Genomic DNA, 18,444 nt, shown 5'->3' on the forward strand with positions numbered 1-18,444 from the left:
CGAATCTCTGCGGGTCTCAGGGCGGTTCCCCTCCGCGAGCGCCTGGCGAGTGGCTCAGCGATCGCCCTCGATCCACCTCGCGACGAGGCGGCCGAAGACCTCCCAGCCGGCCGCGCGCCCGAGGCCCCCGTGATCGAGGTCGACCGGCTCGATGCGCAGTCGACCGGTGATGCGCGAGCGCCAGCCGGCGTCGCGCCGGGTCGCCGTGTCGGCAGTGACGCCTCGCGTCGCCGCCACCAGCAGGGTGTCGGCACGCACCGAGCCGGTTAGCGCGGGGATCGACAGCCGCAGGTGACGCTCGAAGGTTGCTACCAGACGCTCCCGAGCGTCGGGGTCGAGGTCGGCGAGCACGGGGTCATCGGCGATGCTGCGCGTGAAGCCGGCGACCTGCGTGGCGACGGGGACGTCGACCTCCTCGCGCCCGCCGTCCGCGTACGCGTCGAGGAGGACCACGGAGGCCACCTCGTCGAGCCGGGCGGCGATCGCGTGGGCGAGCTGTCCACCGAACGACCACCCGAGCAGGTGGTAGGGGCCTCGTGGGCGAACGGCGCGGATCCGCGCGATCTGGTCGTCGACGATGGCCTCGAGGGAGGTGAGCGCGGGGCCGCCCGACAGCGCGGGATCCTGCAGCGCATACACCGCGTACGCGGGATCGAGGTGCCGGCACAGGCCCGCATACGCCCAGCCGAGTCCGCCGGCGGGTTGGAGACAGAAGACGGCCGGGCCGTCGGTGTCGCGCAGGCGAAGGACCGGGGCGAACGTTGTCTCGTTGCGATCGCCCGCCGCCGCCCGCGCCAGCCCGGCGACGGTCGGCGCTGCGTACAGGTCGCGCACGCCGAGGTCCAGGCCTGAGGACGACCGCAGTCGCGAGACGACCCGCACGGCGAGGAGCGAGTGGCCGCCGAGGAGGAAGAAGTCGTCGTCGCGACCCACCTCCTCGATGCCGAGCGCCTCCGCGATCGCCTCGGCGATCAGATACTCGACATCGCCGACGGGGTGTCGCCTCTCGACCGGCTCCCGCGCGGGCTCGGGCAGGGCGCGCACGTCGAGCTTGCCGTTGACGGTGAGCGGCAGCTCGTCGACGACGGTCACCGTGGCCGGCACGAGGTAGTCCGGGAGCCGCGACCGCAGCGCTCCCCTGATCGTGACGGCCCGCGGCGGGTCGTCGGCGACGTCGGGCACGACGTAGGCCGCGAGCTCGGTCCCGCGGGTCCCGCGCAGTGGCACGACTGCGGCCCGGCGGATCCCGTCGAGCGTGACGAGGGCCGAGGACACCTCGGCGGGCTCGACGCGGTGCCCGCGGATCTTCACCTGGTCGTCACTGCGGCCGAGGTAGCTGATCAGGCCGTCGTCGTCGATCGCCACAAGGTCGCCTGTGCGGTACATCCGTCGCCCCGGCAGACCGAACGGATCGGCGACGAACCGCTCGGCCGTCAGGTCGCTCCGGCCGAGGTAACCGCGAGCCAGGCCGACCCCCGAGAGGTACAGCTCGCCCGCGACCCCGGGCCGGACGGGGCGGAGGGCGTCGTCGAGCACCTGCGCGACCGTTCCGGTGATGGGCCGGCCGATCGTTGAGGTGGTGCGCTCCTCGAGGTCGGCGCCGAGCGCGTTGATCGTGTACTCGGTCGGACCGTAGAGGTTGTAGGCGCGCACGCCGGGGGCGTCGCGGACGGCCATCCACAGGTCGTCGGGCACGGCCTCGCCCCCGAGGGAGAGGAAGACGACACCCGGGCCGTCGATGGTCGGGTCGGCGCAGCGTTCGCGAGCGAGCAGTCCCTCCTCCACGAGGAGTGCGGCGTAGCTCGGGGTCAGGTCGACACCGTCGATCCGGTTGTCGTCGAAGTAGGACAGCAGTGCCCGCGGGTCCCGACGCATGTCGTCGTCGATGATGTGCACGCTGTGTCCGTCGAGGAGCCAGAGCAGCTGCTCCCACGAGGCATCGAACGCGAAGGAGGTCGTGTGCGCGATCGCCAGGCGTCGTCCGCCGGCTGCGTTCACGACGGCCGAGAAGATCGCGGCGCGATGATTCACGACCATGTTCGTGAGACCGCGGTACGGCACGGCGACGCCCTTTGGCGCGCCCGTCGATCCGGACGTGAAGATCACGTAGGCGAGGGCGTCGAGCGCGCGATCGGGCTCTACGAGACTCCCGTCGCCCGCCGCGTCGCATGACAGCACGGGGACGTCCGCCGGGACCGCTGCGGCGAGGGCATCGTCGGTGACGACGAGGGCCGGGGCTGCCTCGCGGAGGATGTCGGCCACCCGGCCCTGGGGCAGTGCGGGGTCGATCGGGACGTACGCCGCATGAGCGGCGAAGACGGCGAACAGCGCGACGATCATGCGCGCGTCCCTCGGCAGCAGGAGCGCGACCCGGGACTCGGGACCGATGCCCCGCTCCTGGAGCGCGGTCGCGAGCAGCGTCGCCCGGTGTACGAGGTCGGCGAAGCTCCAGCGGACCGGGCCCGCTACCACGGCGAGCCCGTCGGGATCGACGCGGGCACGCTGCACGAGGAGCTGCCACACCGTCGCTGCGAGCACCTCCGCATCGGCGGCTCCCGTCGTCGCGCCGACGAGGGAGTCCGAGCCGGTGGCGCTCGGGTTGCGGAGGTCGAGCGCGGCGAGCGGGCCGGGGTGCTCAGAGATCCCGTCGAGCGCCCTGACGAACGCCTCCACGATGCGGTCGACCGCCCGTTGCGCGGCGGCGTCGCTCGGCCAGGTGCCCGGTCGCGACAGGATGCGCAGACGCGCGCCCGAGCACTCGTCGCCGGGGTTCACCACGATGCTCAGCGGATAGTGGGTGGCATCGCGGACCGTCTGCGAGCGTTGACACAGTCCTCCGTCGGGGCCGAGCCGCTCCGAGGGCGGGGTGACGGGGATGTTCTGGAAGACGAACAGAGTGTCGAACAGCTCCCGGTGTCCCGATCCCGCGAGGATCTCGGAGAGGGGAGTGTCGGGGTGAGCGAGCAGCACGCGACGGAACCGGGTGAGGTCGTCGAGGTGGCTCTGCACGTCGCCGCCCGGGCGGATGCGCACGCGGACCGGGACGGTGTTGAACAGCAACCCGAGCAGATCGTCGATACCGGAGATCTCGGGAGGCCGCCCCGAGGTCACCGTGCCGAAGACGATGTCCCCCCGACCCGTCTCGCGGCGCAGAGCGAGGGCCCACGCGAGCTCGTAGACGGCGCTGAGCGGCGCGCGTGCCGCCGCACCGGTCCGTCGCAGACGAGCGGTCAGCGCCGGGTCAAGCGTCAGCGTGCGCTCGACCGATCGCGCGTCGTCGGTGCGGCCACCCGCGGACCCGGACGCAGCGATGAGGGTCGGCCCCTCGACGCCCGCGAGCACGTCGCCCCAGGATGAGCGCGCCGCCTGCCGGTCGCGGGCGGCGAGCCAGGAGATGTAGGCCGCGTAGGGGGGCCCGGGTCGGTCGACGGCCGACCCGCGGCGGGTGTACTCGTCGAGGATGCCGCGCAAGAATCGCCAGATCGACCAGCCGTCGAGGATCGCGTGCTCGACGGTGAGCACCCAGGTGTGCTGCTGGCCGTCCGGCGAGGTGAGGAGGCCGAAGCGCAGGAGCGCTCCCTCACCGTCGAACCCCTGCTCGCGCTGCTCCGACAGGAACTGCTCACGGTCCTCGCCCGTGCGCACGTCCCACTCCAGGTGCGGCGACCGCGGGACGATGAGCACCGTGCGCCCGCCGATGCGTCGGAAACGACCCGCGACCTGCGGGTGCTGCTTAATCGTCCGTGCGGCCGCGGCCCGCAGCGCCGCCAGGTCGAGCGTCCCGGTCAACTCGGTGATCGTCTGCGACAGGTAGACCTGGCTGTCTCCGGTGAGGTCTCGATGGAAGAGCAGGCCCTCCTGCAGCGCTGTCGCCGGATACACCGCGAGCAGCGGCCCCGCCGTCCGCTCCAGGCCGCGGATCGCGGCGTCGCCGATGCCAACCGTGTCCAGTACCCGGATCTCGGCCGGACGGACGATGGCGCTGAGGGCGCTCGGCGAGTCGTCGAGGGGGACGTGTTGAGTGATGGCGGTCGCGATTGCCGCGGCATCCCGATGCCCCGACACCGACACCCGCCAGTGCCCGTCGGCGATGCTCGCCGTCACGGCGACGCGGCCCTCGGCGGGCGAGACGGGCAGGTCGGAGACGTGGATGTCGATGTGCACGTCGGCGTGGACTAGGTCGTCGAAGACCCCCGGAGTGTGCCGGCTCACCTCCCCGGCGAGCGTGTAATGACGGGCGGCGTCGGCCGACGGCTGGACGATCGTGCCGTCGCCCCGCAGGAACGCCGGGAAGATGCGGCGGCGGACACCGATGGCGGACGCACGAGCGGGATCGTCCCGGTCGGGCTCGCTGACCATCGCGACGGCGGGGCCGTACCGGAGATCGGCGAGCCCCGACAGGACGGCGGTGCGCCACGCGATCACCGAGGCGGGCGGGACGGGCAGCTCGGCGTGCGCGGACGCACCGGCGTCGAGAGCTGCCCAGGCCGGGTCAGCGGTCGACGAGGGCGTCGACTCGATCACGTCGAGCCACGCCTCGGCGGCGTCGATGATCTCGAGGGCGTCGGCGCGACGGACGAGGACCTCGACGTACTCGGCGGCGTCGTGGAGTCCGAGGGCCAAGCCCGACGAGAGCGCGCCGAGTAGCGCGGGCCAGGACTCCTCGTCGATCACCTCCGACGCCGCCGTGAGCAGGACTCCCTCGGGTAGCGCCGATGCCGCGATCGAACGCCCGACCGCAGTGTCGGGACGCCGGGGCTGGGGCGTAACCTCCGCGGCGTCGAGGAGCTCGTCGAGCGTGAGCGGAACGTACTCGTCGCCGTCGCGGCGGCTACCGACGCTGTCGCTCGCGGCGTACAGGCCGACCAGGGCCGCAGCGGCGTGCTGCCGAGGCAGCGCGATCCGCCGCTGGGTGATCGCGGTGCTCGGCGGTCGCAGTGCCGAGCGACGATTGGTCGTCCGGATCAGTGCGAGCCGATCGACGGGTGCAGTGGTGTCTCCGGTCAGGGCGATCAGCGCGAGCACGACCGATTCCAGGAGGGCGCACGTCGTCTCGCGGGTGATGATGTCGGCGCGGGAGAGCACGTCGACCACGAGACCGTCATCACCCTCGCCGATGGCGACCGTGAGGTCGAACTTCGCGGTGGGCTCGGCGTCGTGACGGACCTCGGCGGCGACCTCGCCCAGGGCCACCGTCCGCGTCCGGCGGTCGACCTCGGCGATCATGACCTGGAAGAGCGGATGCAGGCCGGCGGCTCGGGCGGGAGCGACCTCGGCCACGAGCTCGTCGAACGGCACGGCCCGCCGCTCCCACGCGTCCAGCGCACAGTCGCGGACACGCCCGATCACCTCGCCCACGGTGGTCGCGCCGGCGAGGTCGGTGAGCCCCACGATGGTGTTGAGGAACAGGCCGACACCGGCGTTCGAGCCCTCGCGCAGGTCGGCGACCATGCCCAGGGGGATGCGGTCGCCCGCTCCCCTGGATCGCAGGGCGAGGGCGACGGCCGCATGCAGGAGCATGAGGCGGGAGACCCCGAGCCGGCCGGACGTCTCGGTGAGCGCTTGCGCCAGCCACGCGGGCAGCAGGTGCTCCTGGCGGACCGCCGCCGAACTTGGCGCGGGGCTGCGGGGCGCATCGAGGGGCAGCGGGATCGCGGTCGACATTCCGGCGAACAGCGGGGCGAGTCCTTTCGCCGATGCGCGGAGCGGTTCGGCCTCGGGCGCAGGGCTCCCCGGCCAGAGGGTCGCGCGGCCGGCGAGGCGGTGCGCGTACGCGCGTTCGAGGTCGTCGAGGATCGCGGACATCGACTCTCCGTCGGCCGCAACGTGGTGGACGACGATCACGACGTGCTCGGTGAAGACCACCGCTGCCGCCGGCACCTCGCGACGAGGGTCGGGCGCGAGCGGCAGCCGCCCGTCCCACGCCTGCGTCGAACGATCGTGGACGGGTGCCTCGGCGGCGTCCCTGACGTTCTCGACCCAGCCGTCACCGGTCCTGTCGAAGGCCGTCCGCAGGCTCGCGTGCCGCGCGACCACGTCGCGGAACGCGGCGGCGAACACCTCGACGTCGATGCGGCCACCGGTGATCAGCAGCACGAGCGGCATCGCGTAGGCCCCCGGCGAGTCCTCGATGTCGGCGAGGAAGAGCATCCGTTCGCGTGCGCCCTGCACGCGCCTCGTCTCGGTCGCGTTCTCGGTCATAGCGTTTCCTCTCCTGCGAGTATCGCGTCGCCGATCTCGGCGACCAGGCGACGCAGCCCCTGCTCCGCGTCGGCGGGCAGCGCCATTCGATGCACAATGAGCTGCGTCGCGTCGTCCGCGGTCTCGACGGCGGCGAGCCGTCCCTCGGCCGCACTGACTCCGTCCCCGGGAGGGACGTGGTCCACCTGGAACGCCCGCCACAGCCGGGCGCGGCTCCTGTCCAGACGCACCCGCAGCTCGGTGCGCGCCGCGACGACCTCGGCGAGCGCGCGGCGGGCGGCCGCGGCGTCCGCGGTCCCCAGCGGGGCCGAGACGGTCATCGCGTCGATGTCGGCGCCGTCGGCCCGCGCCGCGACGAGCGACGCGGGGAGCGGGACTGCACGCTGCTGGCTCCCCGCTGTCGCCGCCGCGGGGGAGCATCGGGTCGCCAGCCCCTCGACCGTCCGGGTCTCGAAGAGGTCAACGACCGACACGGGGACGCCGCCGCGCCGCGCCGCGGCGACGACGGCGATCGCCGAGATGCTGTCGCCGCCGAGCGAGAAGAAGTCCACGTCCGCCGGCACCGCCGACACCCCGAGCGCCGTGGCGAACGCCTCGGACAGCGTCACCTCGGTCGCTCCCGCCGGCGCGCGGCCCCCGACGGCTTCGGGGACACGATCCAGCAGCGTCAGCGCCGCTCGATCCAGCTTTCCGTGTGGAGTGAGGGGCAGCTCGGCGACCGCGCTCAGGCGCGCCGGGACGAGTGCGGCCGGGACGACTGCCGATGCGTGCGACTGCACCGCTTCGGGCGCCACCCGACCCGTGTACACGGCGACCAGGGTGCCGCCGACGACGAACGCCGCCGCCGCGTGGACGCCGGGCACCGACGTCAGCGCGGCCTCGACATCGCCCAGTTCGATCCGTTGCCCGCCGACCTTCACCTGGCGGTCGCGGCGACCGACGTAGTCCAGGCTCCCGTCCGGCCGCTGGCGGGCGCGGTCGCCCGTGTCGTACATGCGCCCGCCCGTGGCGAAGGGATCGGCCACGAAGCGCTCCGCGGTCAGTGCCGGCCGGTGCACGTACCCACGGGCGAGCTGCACACCGCAGAGATAGAGGTCGCCCACCGCGCCGGGCACGACCGGCCGCAGAGCGGCATCCAGGATGCGGCAGGCCACCCCGGCGATCGGTCGACCGATCGCGATGGATCGGTCGGCGCTCGCCGAGAGGGCTGCGGTGACATCAAGGGCAGCGGTGACATCGACGGCCGCCTCGGTCGGCCCGTACAGGTTGTCGACGCGAACCCCCGGGAGCAGCTTCGACAGTCCGCGAAGATGGCTCGGGGTCAGCGCCTCACCGCTGCAGACGATGACGCGCAGGGTCCGCGCGACGAGCTCCGCCGTGGCCCGGGAGCCGGACAGGTGCTCCAGGAATGCGGCGAGGACCGAGGGCACGAAGTGCACGACGCTGGCGCGTTCCGCCGTGATCGCGGCGGCGGTGGCCGCCGGGTCGCGGTGTGCCTCGGGCGGGGCGACCGCCTGGCGCACGCCGAGGACGACCGGGAGGAACAGCTCCCAGACCGACACGTCGAAGGTGAAGGGCGTCTTGTAGAGAATGACGTCGTCGGCTCCGATCCCGTGCAGGTCGGGGGCCGCACGCAGACGGTTCACAATCGCGCGATGGCTCACCACGACGCCCTTCGGGCGTCCCGTCGACCCCGAGGTGAACAGGACGTAGGCAGCGTCGTCGGGCGAAGGCGCTATCGGCGGTACCACGGGGGCCGAGGAGTCGGGAGCCGCGTCGAGGACCAGGTCGGCACCGGAGTCGGCGACGACCGCCTCGCGCCGGGCGGCCGGCCACGCGGGATCGATCGGAACGTAGGCCGCTCCCGCGAGCACGACGCCGTGCACGAGGTCGACCTGAACGACGCCGCGGACGGCACACACCCCCACGACCGACCCCGGCCCGCGACCCCGGGCCGCCAGCACCCCCGCGATGCGGTGGGCCTCGTCCGAGGCACCGGGGGCGAGGAGCTCGGTCAGCGTGCGGGAGCGTGCGCCCTCGATCGCCGCCCCGCCCTCCAGGAGAGCCAGTGCGGCCCTGTCGACCTCGTCGACGCCCGCCAGCGCCGCACAGACGTGACGAAGGAAGCGCTCGGCCTCCTCGGCGGCGAGGGCGTCCGTCGCGTGCTCCAGCTCCACGGCGATGTCATCGCCGACCTCGGCCACGGTGATGGTCGCGTCGAACTTCGCCGTGCCCGTCGAGATCGGCACGCGCGTTCCTTCGTGCTCGCCCAGCATGAGCCGGTCGAGGTGTCGCGGTCGATGAACGACCATGATGCGCGGCGCCGCTCGGTCGCGCAGCTCCGGAGCCGCGGTCACCAGGTCGGCGATATCCGCCCGGGTGTCCAGGGCGGCGATGATCTGCGCTTGCAGGTCAGTGTCGCTTCCGACGGCGAACAGCGTCGTCGTGATGTGACAGCCCACGATCGCATCGTCGGGGGTCGTGCGTGCCACCGGCGCCGCGATGAGCAGCTCCGACGGTCCGCCCAGCCGCTCAACGCCGGTCGCAACCGCTCGGACCGCCAGCTCGAAGACGCTCCCCTCGAGCGAGCGGGCACGCACGGCATCGGCTGACGGCCCGGTGAGCACTCGCGTTTGTGTCGCTCCGGCGCGCCCGAGGCCCGCCGTGGTGGCGTTCCAGCCGGGAATCTCGGCCCGGTCCGGCAAGGCGCCGAGGCGCGCCAGGGCGTCGGTCGCGCTCTCGCCCGTCGGCGCCGCGATCACGGTGTCCGAGGCGCCCAGGAGCGGGGCCGTCCCCGCCCATCGGGCGCGCATGGCATCCGAGATCGTCTGGAGGAGGACGGGCTCGGATGCCGCGTCGACGGCGCTGTGGTGCAGCGCGATGACCAGGAGCCAGCCGTCCTCGCGTGAGCACAGGCCGACCCGGATCGGGATCGACGACGCAAGATCGAACGGCCGTCGCACGAAGGCGTCGACGTCCGACACGTCCTCGACGCTGGGGTGCGCCCGAGGGTCGTTGGCCGCGAGCCGCTCGGCGATCAGGGAGTCGCTCCCGGGCATCAGGAGGGTCCGCAGCGCCGCGTGCCTGCGTGTCGTGTCGGCCAGCGCCGCATTCAGTGCGCTGCGGTCGGGTTCGCCCGTGAAGAGGAAGGCGAGGGGGACGGTGTAGGTCGCCCCGGCCGTGTCAAGCTGCGAGGCGAGCCACATGCGTCGCTGGCCCGGGGTCGCCGGTAGGCAGACCCTCCGATCGGCGTCATCCATCGCGCTCGGGCGGGGCGCCTCGGCGTCGGCCTGCTCGATGAATCGGCTGAGCTCGGCCACCGTGGGATTCTCGAACACCGCGCGCGTCGGCACCGCGCGACGCAGCGCCCGAGAGAGCCGGTTCGCCAGCCGGACCGCTGCGAGCGAGTCACCGCCCAGCGCGAAGAATCCAGTCGACGCGTCGATCGCGACGGGGTCGATGCCGAGCACCGCGGCGATCTCGGCGGCGACCGGTCTCTGGGCCGGCGTCAGCTCACGAGAGTTCGCCGCCGGCTGGGGCGGCTCGGGCAGGGCGGAGCGATCGACCTTGCCGTTCGCCGTCGTCGGCAGCTCGTCGAGCGTCGTTACCCAGGCGGGGACCAGGTGCCGGGGCAGGGTGTCGGTCGCCCGCTGCCGCACCGCCGACTCCACCTGCGCCGCCAGGACCCCCGTGCCCGGGACGATGACGGCGTGCACGCGGGCGCCGCGCACCACCGCGGCGCAGGCCCGCACGCCGGGTACTGCGATGATCGTCCGCTCGATCTCCTCGAGTTCGACGCGCATTCCACCGATCTTGACCTGGTTGTCGGCGCGGCCGAGGAACTCCAGCTCCTCGCCGTTCCACCGCACGCGGTCACCGGTGCGGTAGAGCCGCGGAGTGCTCGCAGGATCGCCGGGGTCGTGGAAGGGGTTCGCCACGAACCGCGCTGCGGTGAGGGCGGGGGCGTTCACGTACCCCCGGCCCAGCAGGTCGCCCGCGATGTAGAGCTCCCCTCCCCTTCCCGGTGGCACCGGGCGCAGGGCGCGATCGAGCACGGAGAGCCGGCAGCCGGGATTGGGTCGTCCGATCGAGGTGATGCTGCGCACCCGGTCGCCGCGATAGACGACGTGCGAGACGCCGATCGTCGCCTCGGCCGGCCCGTAGCCGTGGTACATCGCCGCGTCCGGCAACCGACGCCGGAATCTCTCGAACAGCTCAGGCGTCAGCGCTTCGCCACCGCACCACACCTGTCGGAGTCCCGTGAGGCGGGAGGTCGACGCCACAGCGTCGCTGTCGAGGAGCGCGTCGAGCATCGACGCGACGAGGTAGGTGAACGTGACTCCGTGCTCCGAGATCAGCTGGAGGAGCCGCTCCGGCTCGCGCTCCTCGCCGTCGCGGGCGACGACGACCGTTCCTCCGGAGCACAGGGGGAGCAGTACCTCGTTGATCGAGATGTCGAACGAGAGCGGGGCCTTGAACAGGCTTGCGTCGCCGCGGCCGAACCTCAGGACGCGCTCGATCTGCCACCGCATCCGACTCGCGATGGCGCTGTGGCGGATCATCGCCCCCTTCGGATTCCCGGTGGAACCCGACGTGAAGATCACGTAGGCGAGCGACTCCGGGTCGCGGGGGACGAGGTCGGCGACCGGATCGGACCGCTCGAGGTCGACGACGTGGCTGGGGAGACCCGTCGACGGACCTGCGCCGGGCCCGACGAGTCGGGCGAGCGCGGCCGAGTCGGCGATGACGCCCGCTCGGCGCTGCACGGGCCAGGCGGGGTCGAGCGGGACGAACGCGGCCCCCGACATCAGGACGCCGAGGACGGCCGCGACCATCTCGGCGCTGCGGTGCATATCAATCGCGACGACCGTCTCGGCACGAGCGCCGAAGTCGTCTCGGAGAACGCGGGCGATGCGCGTGGCCACCGCCAGCAGCGTGCGGTAGTCGACCGTGCGGTCGCCGTCGACCACGGCGACCGAGGACGGGGCGTTCTGCGCGCGGGCGAGGACCATGTCGACGACGTCCGCGTCGGACACGCAGCGCCCTGTGTCGTTGCGCGTGTTCAGCAGGGCGTGCTCGGCGTCGTCCAGGAGCCGGTGCGCGCTCAGCGCGCGGTCGGGTGCCTCCACGGCGGAGGCCAGGAACGCGACGAGTCCGCACGCGTGAGCGGAGAGCTCGAGGCGATCGGCGCGGCCGCGCACGAGGATTCGCAGGGCGCGCTTATCCAGCTCGCCCTCGGCCACGACCTCGAGGTCGGTCGAGGGCCCTACCCAACTCGAGCGCGAGACGCCTTCGCCGCGGTGCGCGTCGAGCATGACGTTGATCCCCGGCGCCGTGAGCGTGGGGGTGCCGAATCGGGCGCGCAGCGCGTGGGCGACGGAGTCGGGGTCGACGTCCTGAGCGGGCCGCTGAGCGCGAAGCGCATCGTCGAAGCAGCGCAGGAAGGTGTCGATCGACACGTCGCCGTCGATGGCCGGACGCAGCGGCACGACCGCCGAGCGCATTTCGATCGCCTGCGGGTCGCCGCGACCGGCGACCGCGAGCCGCACGGCGTGAGCTCCTCCGCCGCGGGCGGTCGTCGTGTAGGCGCTGATGAGCCCGGCGAGCGTGCGTGCGCTACTCAGACCGTGGCGCTCGGCGAGCACCGGCAGGGCGCCGACCAGCTCGGGCGCGAGGTCGACGGCGACACTCCGGATGCTGCGCGCGGGACGCTCGATTAAGCCGTCGTCGGCGCTGTCCAGCGACGCCACGACGGCAGCCCCGTTCCCCTCCGATCGAGAGTGGTCGGCGGGGCGCGGCGGCGGCGCCGCTACAGCCCCGCCGCTGAGGACTCCGCTCACTCGCCGCGACAGCTCGCGGATGGAGCGGCCGTCGACGAGCACATGGTGGTAGGCCTGCGCCCACACGCAGCCGCCGGGCACGAGCAGGACCTCGTGACGGTGCAGCGGCCCGCCTCCGCCGAGCACCATCTCGCCGCGCAGCCGGTCGACACGGGCGGCGACGGCGTCCTCGGGCCTGGCCGCAGCGCGCAGATCGACCACGGCCGGGGGCTCCGGCGGCGCGGACGGCACCCATCGCGGTTCGCCGTCGTCGAGGACGACGGTCTGCGACAGCCGTCGTTCGGCCCGCAGCACGCGGGCGACCGCCCGGGCGACACGGCCGGGGTCATGACGGGGGGAGAAGCGGGTCGTCCAGCCGAGGCGGAAGTCGCCGGCCGTGTCGGGGTCGACCTCCGAGGCGACCCAAACGGCGCGTTCCGCGGGTGTGAGGGCGGTCGCCTGCGCATCGGGCACTCCGTCGGTGCGGCGCGGTGCCGGGGCCGACTGTCCGTGAGCGGTCACTGGTCAGGCACCTCTCACGAGCTCGCGCTCGCGGGCGCCCAGTCCCGCCGCAATCGACTCGGCGATCTCGGACGAGCGCACGGCGATGGTGGACAGCAGGGAGGAGGTGAGGCCGTGCGTGTCCTCGGTACCCCCCTGCAGGTAGACGCCGCCGATCGTCGGTCGCGTCGTCCGCAGGCGGTAGTCCCGTGAGACCCGCACGCCGTGCGCCGCTTTCGGGGGCGAGTACAGGTCGCCGAGGATCTCGCCGAGCGGCATCGAGGTGAAACCGGTCGCGTAGACGACGGCATCCGCGTCGATCTGCTGGACAGTGCCGTTCAGGCCGTTCTCGATCCGCGCCATCACGCCGTCCGGCCCCTCCCGTGTCTCGGTGAGAGCGCTGGCTCCGTGGACGAACAAGCGTCGAGCGCCGGCGACGCGCTCCGCGTACTCGATGTCGTAGAGCCGCTCGATGAGGGGGAGGTCGACGGCGGAGTAGTTGGTGCCGCGGTGGTACGAGAGCAGACGCGCCTTCATCTCGGTGCTGCTTGCGTAGTAGGCGTCGACGGCGTCGGCGTCGAAGATGCGGTTGGCGTAGGGGCTGTCGTCGGCGGGCGTGTACCCGTATTTGCCGAAGACGGCGTGGACCCGCGCGTCGGGATAGTGCTCGTGCAGGTAGTGCGTCACCTCGGCGGCGCTCTGCCCCGCGCCGACCACCACGAAGCAGTGCCGGCTGGGCGCGGGCAGCGCAGCGAGACTGCTGAGCAGGGAGTGGTTGTGGAACTGGCGCGTGCTGGTGCGCACGCCCTCGGGCAGACGGGCGGAGAGCCCACCCGCCAGAACGACGGTGCGGGCACGCACCGAACCGGCGTGTGCGCCGTCGAGCGCCACCTCGAAGTGATCGGAGTGGTCGAGGATCCTCGTCGCGCGCATGCCGTAACGGACGTCCGCGGCGACGCGGTCGGCGGCCCAGGTGAGGTACTGGTGGAACTCGATCCTGGTCGGGAAGAACGTCTGACGGTTGATGAAGTGCGGCAGGCGCCCGCTCTCGTGCAGGAATCTGAGGAAGCTGTACTCACTCACCGGGTTGCGCTGCGTGACGAGGTCCTTCAGGAACGAGACCTGCATGGTCGCGCCCGGCAGCAGCATGTCGGGGTGCCAGGCGAAGGCGGGTTTCGCCTCGACGAACCTCGCGGTGATCGGCGTGTTCCCCGGGATCGTGGTGCGTTCGTGCAGCGCGATCGCGAGCGCCAGGTTCGACGGGCCGAAGCCGATTCCGACGACGTCGACGATGTCGTCGCGCGTGCCGCTGGTCAGCGGGTTCTCTGCCGTCACTGGGGCATCCGTCATCCGTTACTCCTGTTCGTCATCGCCGCTGCGAGTTCGCCGTTGCGACTCCGCCGGGGCGTCATGCTAGGTTAGGTAAGGCTTACATAGCTTAGGTAAGGCTAGCCAATAGTCGAGCGAAACAACACCACGAGAACGGGGAACGCATGCGGGTCGTGATGTTCGGGTACCAGACGTGGGGTCACCGCACCCTGCAGGCGCTACTCGGGTCGGCGCACACCGTCGTTGGCGTCGTCACTCATCCCGCCAGCGAGCAGGCGTACGAGAAAATCTGGGACGATTCGGTCGAGCACCTGGCGAAGGCCAACGGCATCCCCGTGCACGTCGCGCGCCGCCCGGACGACGCGATGATCGCCCAGCTGACCCACTGGCATCCGGAGATCATCGTCGCCAACAACTGGCGCACCTGGCTTCCGTCTGAGGTGTACGACCTGCCTCCGCACGGGACCCTCAACCTGCACGACTCGCTGCTTCCCGAATTCACCGGATTCTCGCCCGTGCCCTGGGCCCTGATCAGCGGCGCGGACCAGGTCGGGATCACGGCCCACCGCATGGACGGCGGGCTCGACACCGGAGACATTGCCGCGCAGCGCGCCGTGCCGATCGGCGAGCGGTCCACCGGTACCGAGCTGGTGCAGGCCACCATCGACCTCATCCCCGAGGTGCTGCTCGACGCCCTCGCCCGGATCGAGGCGGGCACCGTCGTCTGGCGAGCGCAGGACCTCGCCCGACGCACGTTCTTTCATCGTCGGACCGAGTTCGACAGCCTCATCGACTGGACCTGGCCCGCCGAGGACATCGAGCGCCTCGTCCGCGCCATGTCCGATCCCTACCCGAGCGCGCACACGTACTGCCGGGGCGAACGCCTCGAGGTGATCCGGGCGCACGTCTCGTCGTTCCGGTACGGCGGAACCCCCGGCCGCATCTTCATCAGAGAAGGTGACGGCATGGCCGTCGTGGCCGGCGGCGAGGCCTATCGGGGTGGCCTGCGCGCGGTGGTCATCGACCGGGTCCGCACACCGGACGGCATCGAACACGCGGCGAGCGACTACTTCCCGAGCGGTGGCGGCTACCTGAGCAGGGAGCCGTGACCGCGCGCACGATCCGCACGGGCGCGGACGTCATCCGGTGCACGGTCGCCCGCAACAGGAGAGCGATCGCGATCGGAACCCTGCTGCTGTGCGTCCACCAACTCGCCGAGACCTCGGTCGCGGTCCTGATCGGTGTGCTCATCGACACGGGCGTTTCTCCGGGCCAGGTGGCCGGCATCGTCGCCTCGATCATCGCCCTCGCGGGGATCTTCCTCGTGTTGACCGCCTCCTATCGAGCGGGCATGCGGCGGCTGAACGAGGCGCTCCAGAACGAGTCCCACCTGCTGCGCTTGGAGGTGTCCGAGAAGGCACTGTCGCCGCGCGGCATGCGTAGCGAGCTGACGCCGGGAGAGCTCGTCACGATCTCGGGCAGCGACGCGGATCAGGCGGCGTGGTTCCTCGATCTGCTCCCACGGATGATCGCGGCGGCCGCCGCCGTCGTCGCGACGGCGATCGCGCTCCTCCTCGTCGACACCACGCTGGGCGCGCTCGCCCTCATCGCGATGCCCGTCTTCTTCGCGCTGGCGCACGGCGCTACGCCACGGATCACGGCGAAAGCAGTGCGGCAGCGCTCGCGTGTCGCGGAAGCGACAGCGCTCGCCGGCGACCTCCTCTCGGGCTCCCGATCAATCGCCGGTCTCGGTGCCGAGGACGCCGCCGCACGGCGCTACCGCGTGGCCAGCCGGGTCGCACTCTCGGCCGCAATGTCGACGAACCGGTCGATCGCGTTCCAGCGCGGTGTCACCGCGGCGATGAGCGGAGTCGCCGCCGCCGTGATCGCGACGGTCGCCGGCTGGTATGCGCTGACCGGGCGCATCACGACGGGCGAGCTGATCACCGTCGTGGGCCTCGCCCAGTTCCTCGTCGAACCCCTCACCACGCTGTCGGGGCTGCCGGCCACGGCCGCCAGGGCGCGAGGGGCCGCCGAACGCGTGGCCGCCGTCCTCGCCGCGGATCCCCTCCTCCCGGCGACCACGTCGACTTCGCCCGGGGGCGAGCCCGGGCTGCGGCTGCGGGATGTCCATCACGGCCCGCTCGTGGGCCTGGACCTGGAGGCGCGGTCGGCCGAAGTCGTGGCGGTCTTCGCCGCTGACGCCGCAGACGGCGACGCGCTGGCCTCTCTTCTCGGGGGACGCATCGCCCCCGAGTCGTATCGGGGAAGCGTGGAGGTGTGCGGAGTCGAGCTCCGGAGCGCCCTCGGCGACACGGTCCGATCCCGCGTGGTCGCCGCGCCCCACGAGGCCCACCTCTTCAGCGGCAGCATCCGCAGCACGGTCACCGCTTCTGCCGAGATCATCGACCCGACCCGCTTGGCGCAGGCGCTCCGTGCGTCCGGCGCCGACCAGGTCGTCGATGTGCTCGAGGCAGGACTGGAGCATCACCTCGTCGACCGGGGCCACAATCTTTCGGGCGGCCAGCGACAGCGACTCGCCCTCGCGCGCGCTCTGTACTCCTGCGCACCCGTCCTGGTGTTGCACGAACCGACGACGGCGGTCGACTCGCTGACGGAGCAGCGCATCGCGGACGGGGTCCGCGCGTTCCGCACCTCGTACGACGCATCGCGCGGGGCGACGATCGTGATCACCGGCTCGCCGGCTCTGCTCGCCGTGGCCGATCGGGTCGCGGTCCTCCGGTACGGTCGCGTGGCCGCGGAGGGGACGCACCGAGACCTGCTCGAGAACGATCCGCTCTACGCCCAGGCGGTGGCGAGATGACGGCGACCGAACAGATCGCCCTCCCGGTCGCGCGCTACCGGGACTCGCTGCGCTGGCTCGCTCGCACCACCCGGCGGCACCCGGTTGTGCTCACTGCCGCGGTCGCCACCGGAGTGCTCTCCGCGGCTGCGGCTCTGGTTCCGGTGTACGGCATGGGCTGGCTCGTCGATGCCACGCTCGCCGGCAGAGCGGCCTCCGACGTCGTCGCCCTGGGTGTGCTGCTCGTGGTGGCCGCCGTCGCGGCGGGCGCGCTCTCGGGGCTCAGCACCTACCTCATCGTGCGGCTCGGCGAGACCGCCGTCGCGATCCTGCGCGAGGACGTCGTCCGGGGCGTACTCGAACTTCCCTCCCGGGCGACCGATCGCAGCGGTCGCGGCGACGTGCTGTCCCGTGTCGGCGACGACATCGCCCGGATCACCCGCGCCAGCGGCGAGGTGGTCCCCGCCGTCCTTTCGGCGACCCTCCTCGTACTCGTCTCGCTGGCTTCGCTGTTCGGCGTCGATCCGGTGCTCGGCGTCACCGGGCTGCTGACGCTCCCGCTTTACGCCGGGGCCCTGCTCTGGTATCTGCCGCGCAGCGGCCACGTCTACGCGCAGGAGCGTGTCGCGGCAGGCGAACGCACCGAGGCGCTCGCGTCGAGCCTGCACGGCACGGAGACGGTGCATGCGTACGGGCTGGAGGCGGCGCGGCTTGGCGAGATCCGCGCTGCGTCCGACAATATGCGCGCACTGTCGGTCTCCGTGTTCCGGCTGCTGCTGGGTCTGGTCGGGCGCGTGAATCTGGCGGAGTTCTGCGGCCTGGCCGTGCTGTTCGCCGTCGGGTTCGTGCGCTACACCAACGGCGACGTCACGATCGGCGCTGTGACCGCGGCGATCCTGCTCTTTCACCGTCTGTTCACTCCACTCGGAACGGTGCTCGTTCTCTTCGATGAGGCGCAGTCGGCCGGTGCCGCCATGAACCGATCGGTCGGGGTGGTCATGATGGTGTGTGTCCGCAGGCCGGCGCGGGCAACCGCCTCTGACCGCTCGCTGACGCTCGAGGACGTCCGTTTCGCCTACAGCCCGGGCCACGACGTGCTGCACGGCGTCTCGTTCACCGTGCCCGCCGGTCGCCGACTCGCCCTCGTCGGCGCGTCGGGGGCCGGCAAGACCACGGCGGCCCTCCTCGCGGCAGGAGCCCTGCAGCCGGACTCCGGCGACGTCCGACTGGGTGCGACCCCTCTGTCCGAGATCGGCACCGACGCACTGCGTTCCCGAATCGCGCTCATCAGCCAGGACGTCCACGTCGTGGCGGGGCCCCTCATCGCGGATCTCCGCCTCGCCGACGAGGACGCCGACGAGCAGGCGGTCTGGCGGGCGCTGGAAACGGTCGGTGCAGACGGATGGGTGCGCGCACTGCCCGCGGGGGTGCACACCGAGGTCGGCGCCCAGCATCATCGGCTGACCGCCGGGCAGAAGCAGCAGATCGCCCTGGCCCGCCTCGTGCTGAAGAACCCCGACATCGCGATCCTCGACGAGGCGACCGCGGAAGCGGGAAGCTCGGCTGCTGCCGCCCTCGAGCTGTCCGCCCTGGCCGCGACCGCCGACCGAACGACGCTGATCGTCGCGCACCGGCTCACCCAGGCGGCGAGCGCTGACGCCATCGCCGTGATGGCGGCGGGACGCATCGTGGAGTTCGGCTCCCACGACGACCTCCTCGGCCAGGGCGGGACGTACGCGCGCCAGTGGGATGCCTGGCGGGGGAGCGGTGAGCCGCCGCCCACCCCGTGAC

At 72.3% G+C, this 18,444-nt stretch carries 6 protein-coding genes; 3 read left to right on the forward strand and 3 right to left on the reverse strand.

Translation table 11 applies throughout. The features are described 5' to 3' along the window. Positions 1-54: 54 nt before the first annotated feature. Genes C1O28_RS04495 through C1O28_RS04505 form a run of 3 tightly spaced genes read right to left on the reverse strand, consistent with a single transcriptional unit; the run spans position 55 to position 13,871 of the window. Complete coding sequence (locus C1O28_RS04495; RefSeq protein ID WP_160487550.1) at positions 55-6,201, reverse strand: non-ribosomal peptide synthetase; 6,147 nt, start codon at positions 6,199-6,201, stop codon at positions 55-57. After that, positions 6,198-12,542, reverse strand: a complete 6,345-nt coding sequence (locus tag C1O28_RS04500; RefSeq protein WP_097166934.1) for a non-ribosomal peptide synthetase — start codon at positions 12,540-12,542, stop codon at positions 6,198-6,200. The genes C1O28_RS04495 and C1O28_RS04500 overlap by 4 nt, the downstream gene beginning before the upstream one ends. A 3-nt stretch (positions 12,543-12,545) precedes the next feature. Continuing rightward, the gene (locus tag C1O28_RS04505) at positions 12,546-13,871 is read right to left on the reverse strand and encodes a lysine N(6)-hydroxylase/L-ornithine N(5)-oxygenase family protein (protein WP_097166935.1); all 1,326 of its coding nucleotides are present in this window, start codon (positions 13,869-13,871) and stop codon (positions 12,546-12,548) included. 155 nt (positions 13,872-14,026) lie between these two features. On the opposite strand from C1O28_RS04505, the gene C1O28_RS04510 reads away from it, so the two are divergent. Genes C1O28_RS04510 through C1O28_RS04520 form a run of 3 tightly spaced genes read left to right on the forward strand, consistent with a single transcriptional unit; the run spans position 14,027 to position 18,443 of the window. Beyond that, the gene (locus C1O28_RS04510; RefSeq protein ID WP_237398134.1) at positions 14,027-14,959 is read left to right on the forward strand and encodes a methionyl-tRNA formyltransferase; all 933 of its coding nucleotides are present in this window, start codon (positions 14,027-14,029) and stop codon (positions 14,957-14,959) included. After that, positions 14,956-16,674, forward strand: coding sequence for an ABC transporter transmembrane domain-containing protein (locus C1O28_RS04515; RefSeq protein WP_097166937.1), 1,719 nt, complete (start codon positions 14,956-14,958; stop codon positions 16,672-16,674). Before C1O28_RS04510 ends, C1O28_RS04515 begins: the two co-directional genes overlap by 4 nt. Next, positions 16,671-18,443, forward strand: a complete 1,773-nt coding sequence (locus C1O28_RS04520) for an ABC transporter ATP-binding protein (protein ID WP_097166938.1) — start codon at positions 16,671-16,673, stop codon at positions 18,441-18,443. Before C1O28_RS04515 ends, C1O28_RS04520 begins: the two co-directional genes overlap by 4 nt. Position 18,444 lies beyond the last annotated feature (1 nt).

It is taken from the genome of Rathayibacter rathayi (assembly GCF_004011095.1).
Classification (GTDB): domain Bacteria; phylum Actinomycetota; class Actinomycetes; order Actinomycetales; family Microbacteriaceae; genus Rathayibacter; species Rathayibacter rathayi.

Coding starts and splice junctions, on each gene's coding strand:
- C1O28_RS04520 (WP_097166938.1), top strand. CDS start 16,671: ATGACGGCGACCGAACAGATCGCCCTCCCGGTCGCGCGCTACCGGGAC.
- C1O28_RS04495 (WP_160487550.1), bottom strand. CDS start 6,201: ATGACCGAGAACGCGACCGAGACGAGGCGCGTGCAGGGCGCACGCGAA.
- C1O28_RS04505 (WP_097166935.1), bottom strand. CDS start 13,871: ATGACGGATGCCCCAGTGACGGCAGAGAACCCGCTGACCAGCGGCACG.
- C1O28_RS04510 (WP_237398134.1), top strand. CDS start 14,027: ATGTTCGGGTACCAGACGTGGGGTCACCGCACCCTGCAGGCGCTACTC.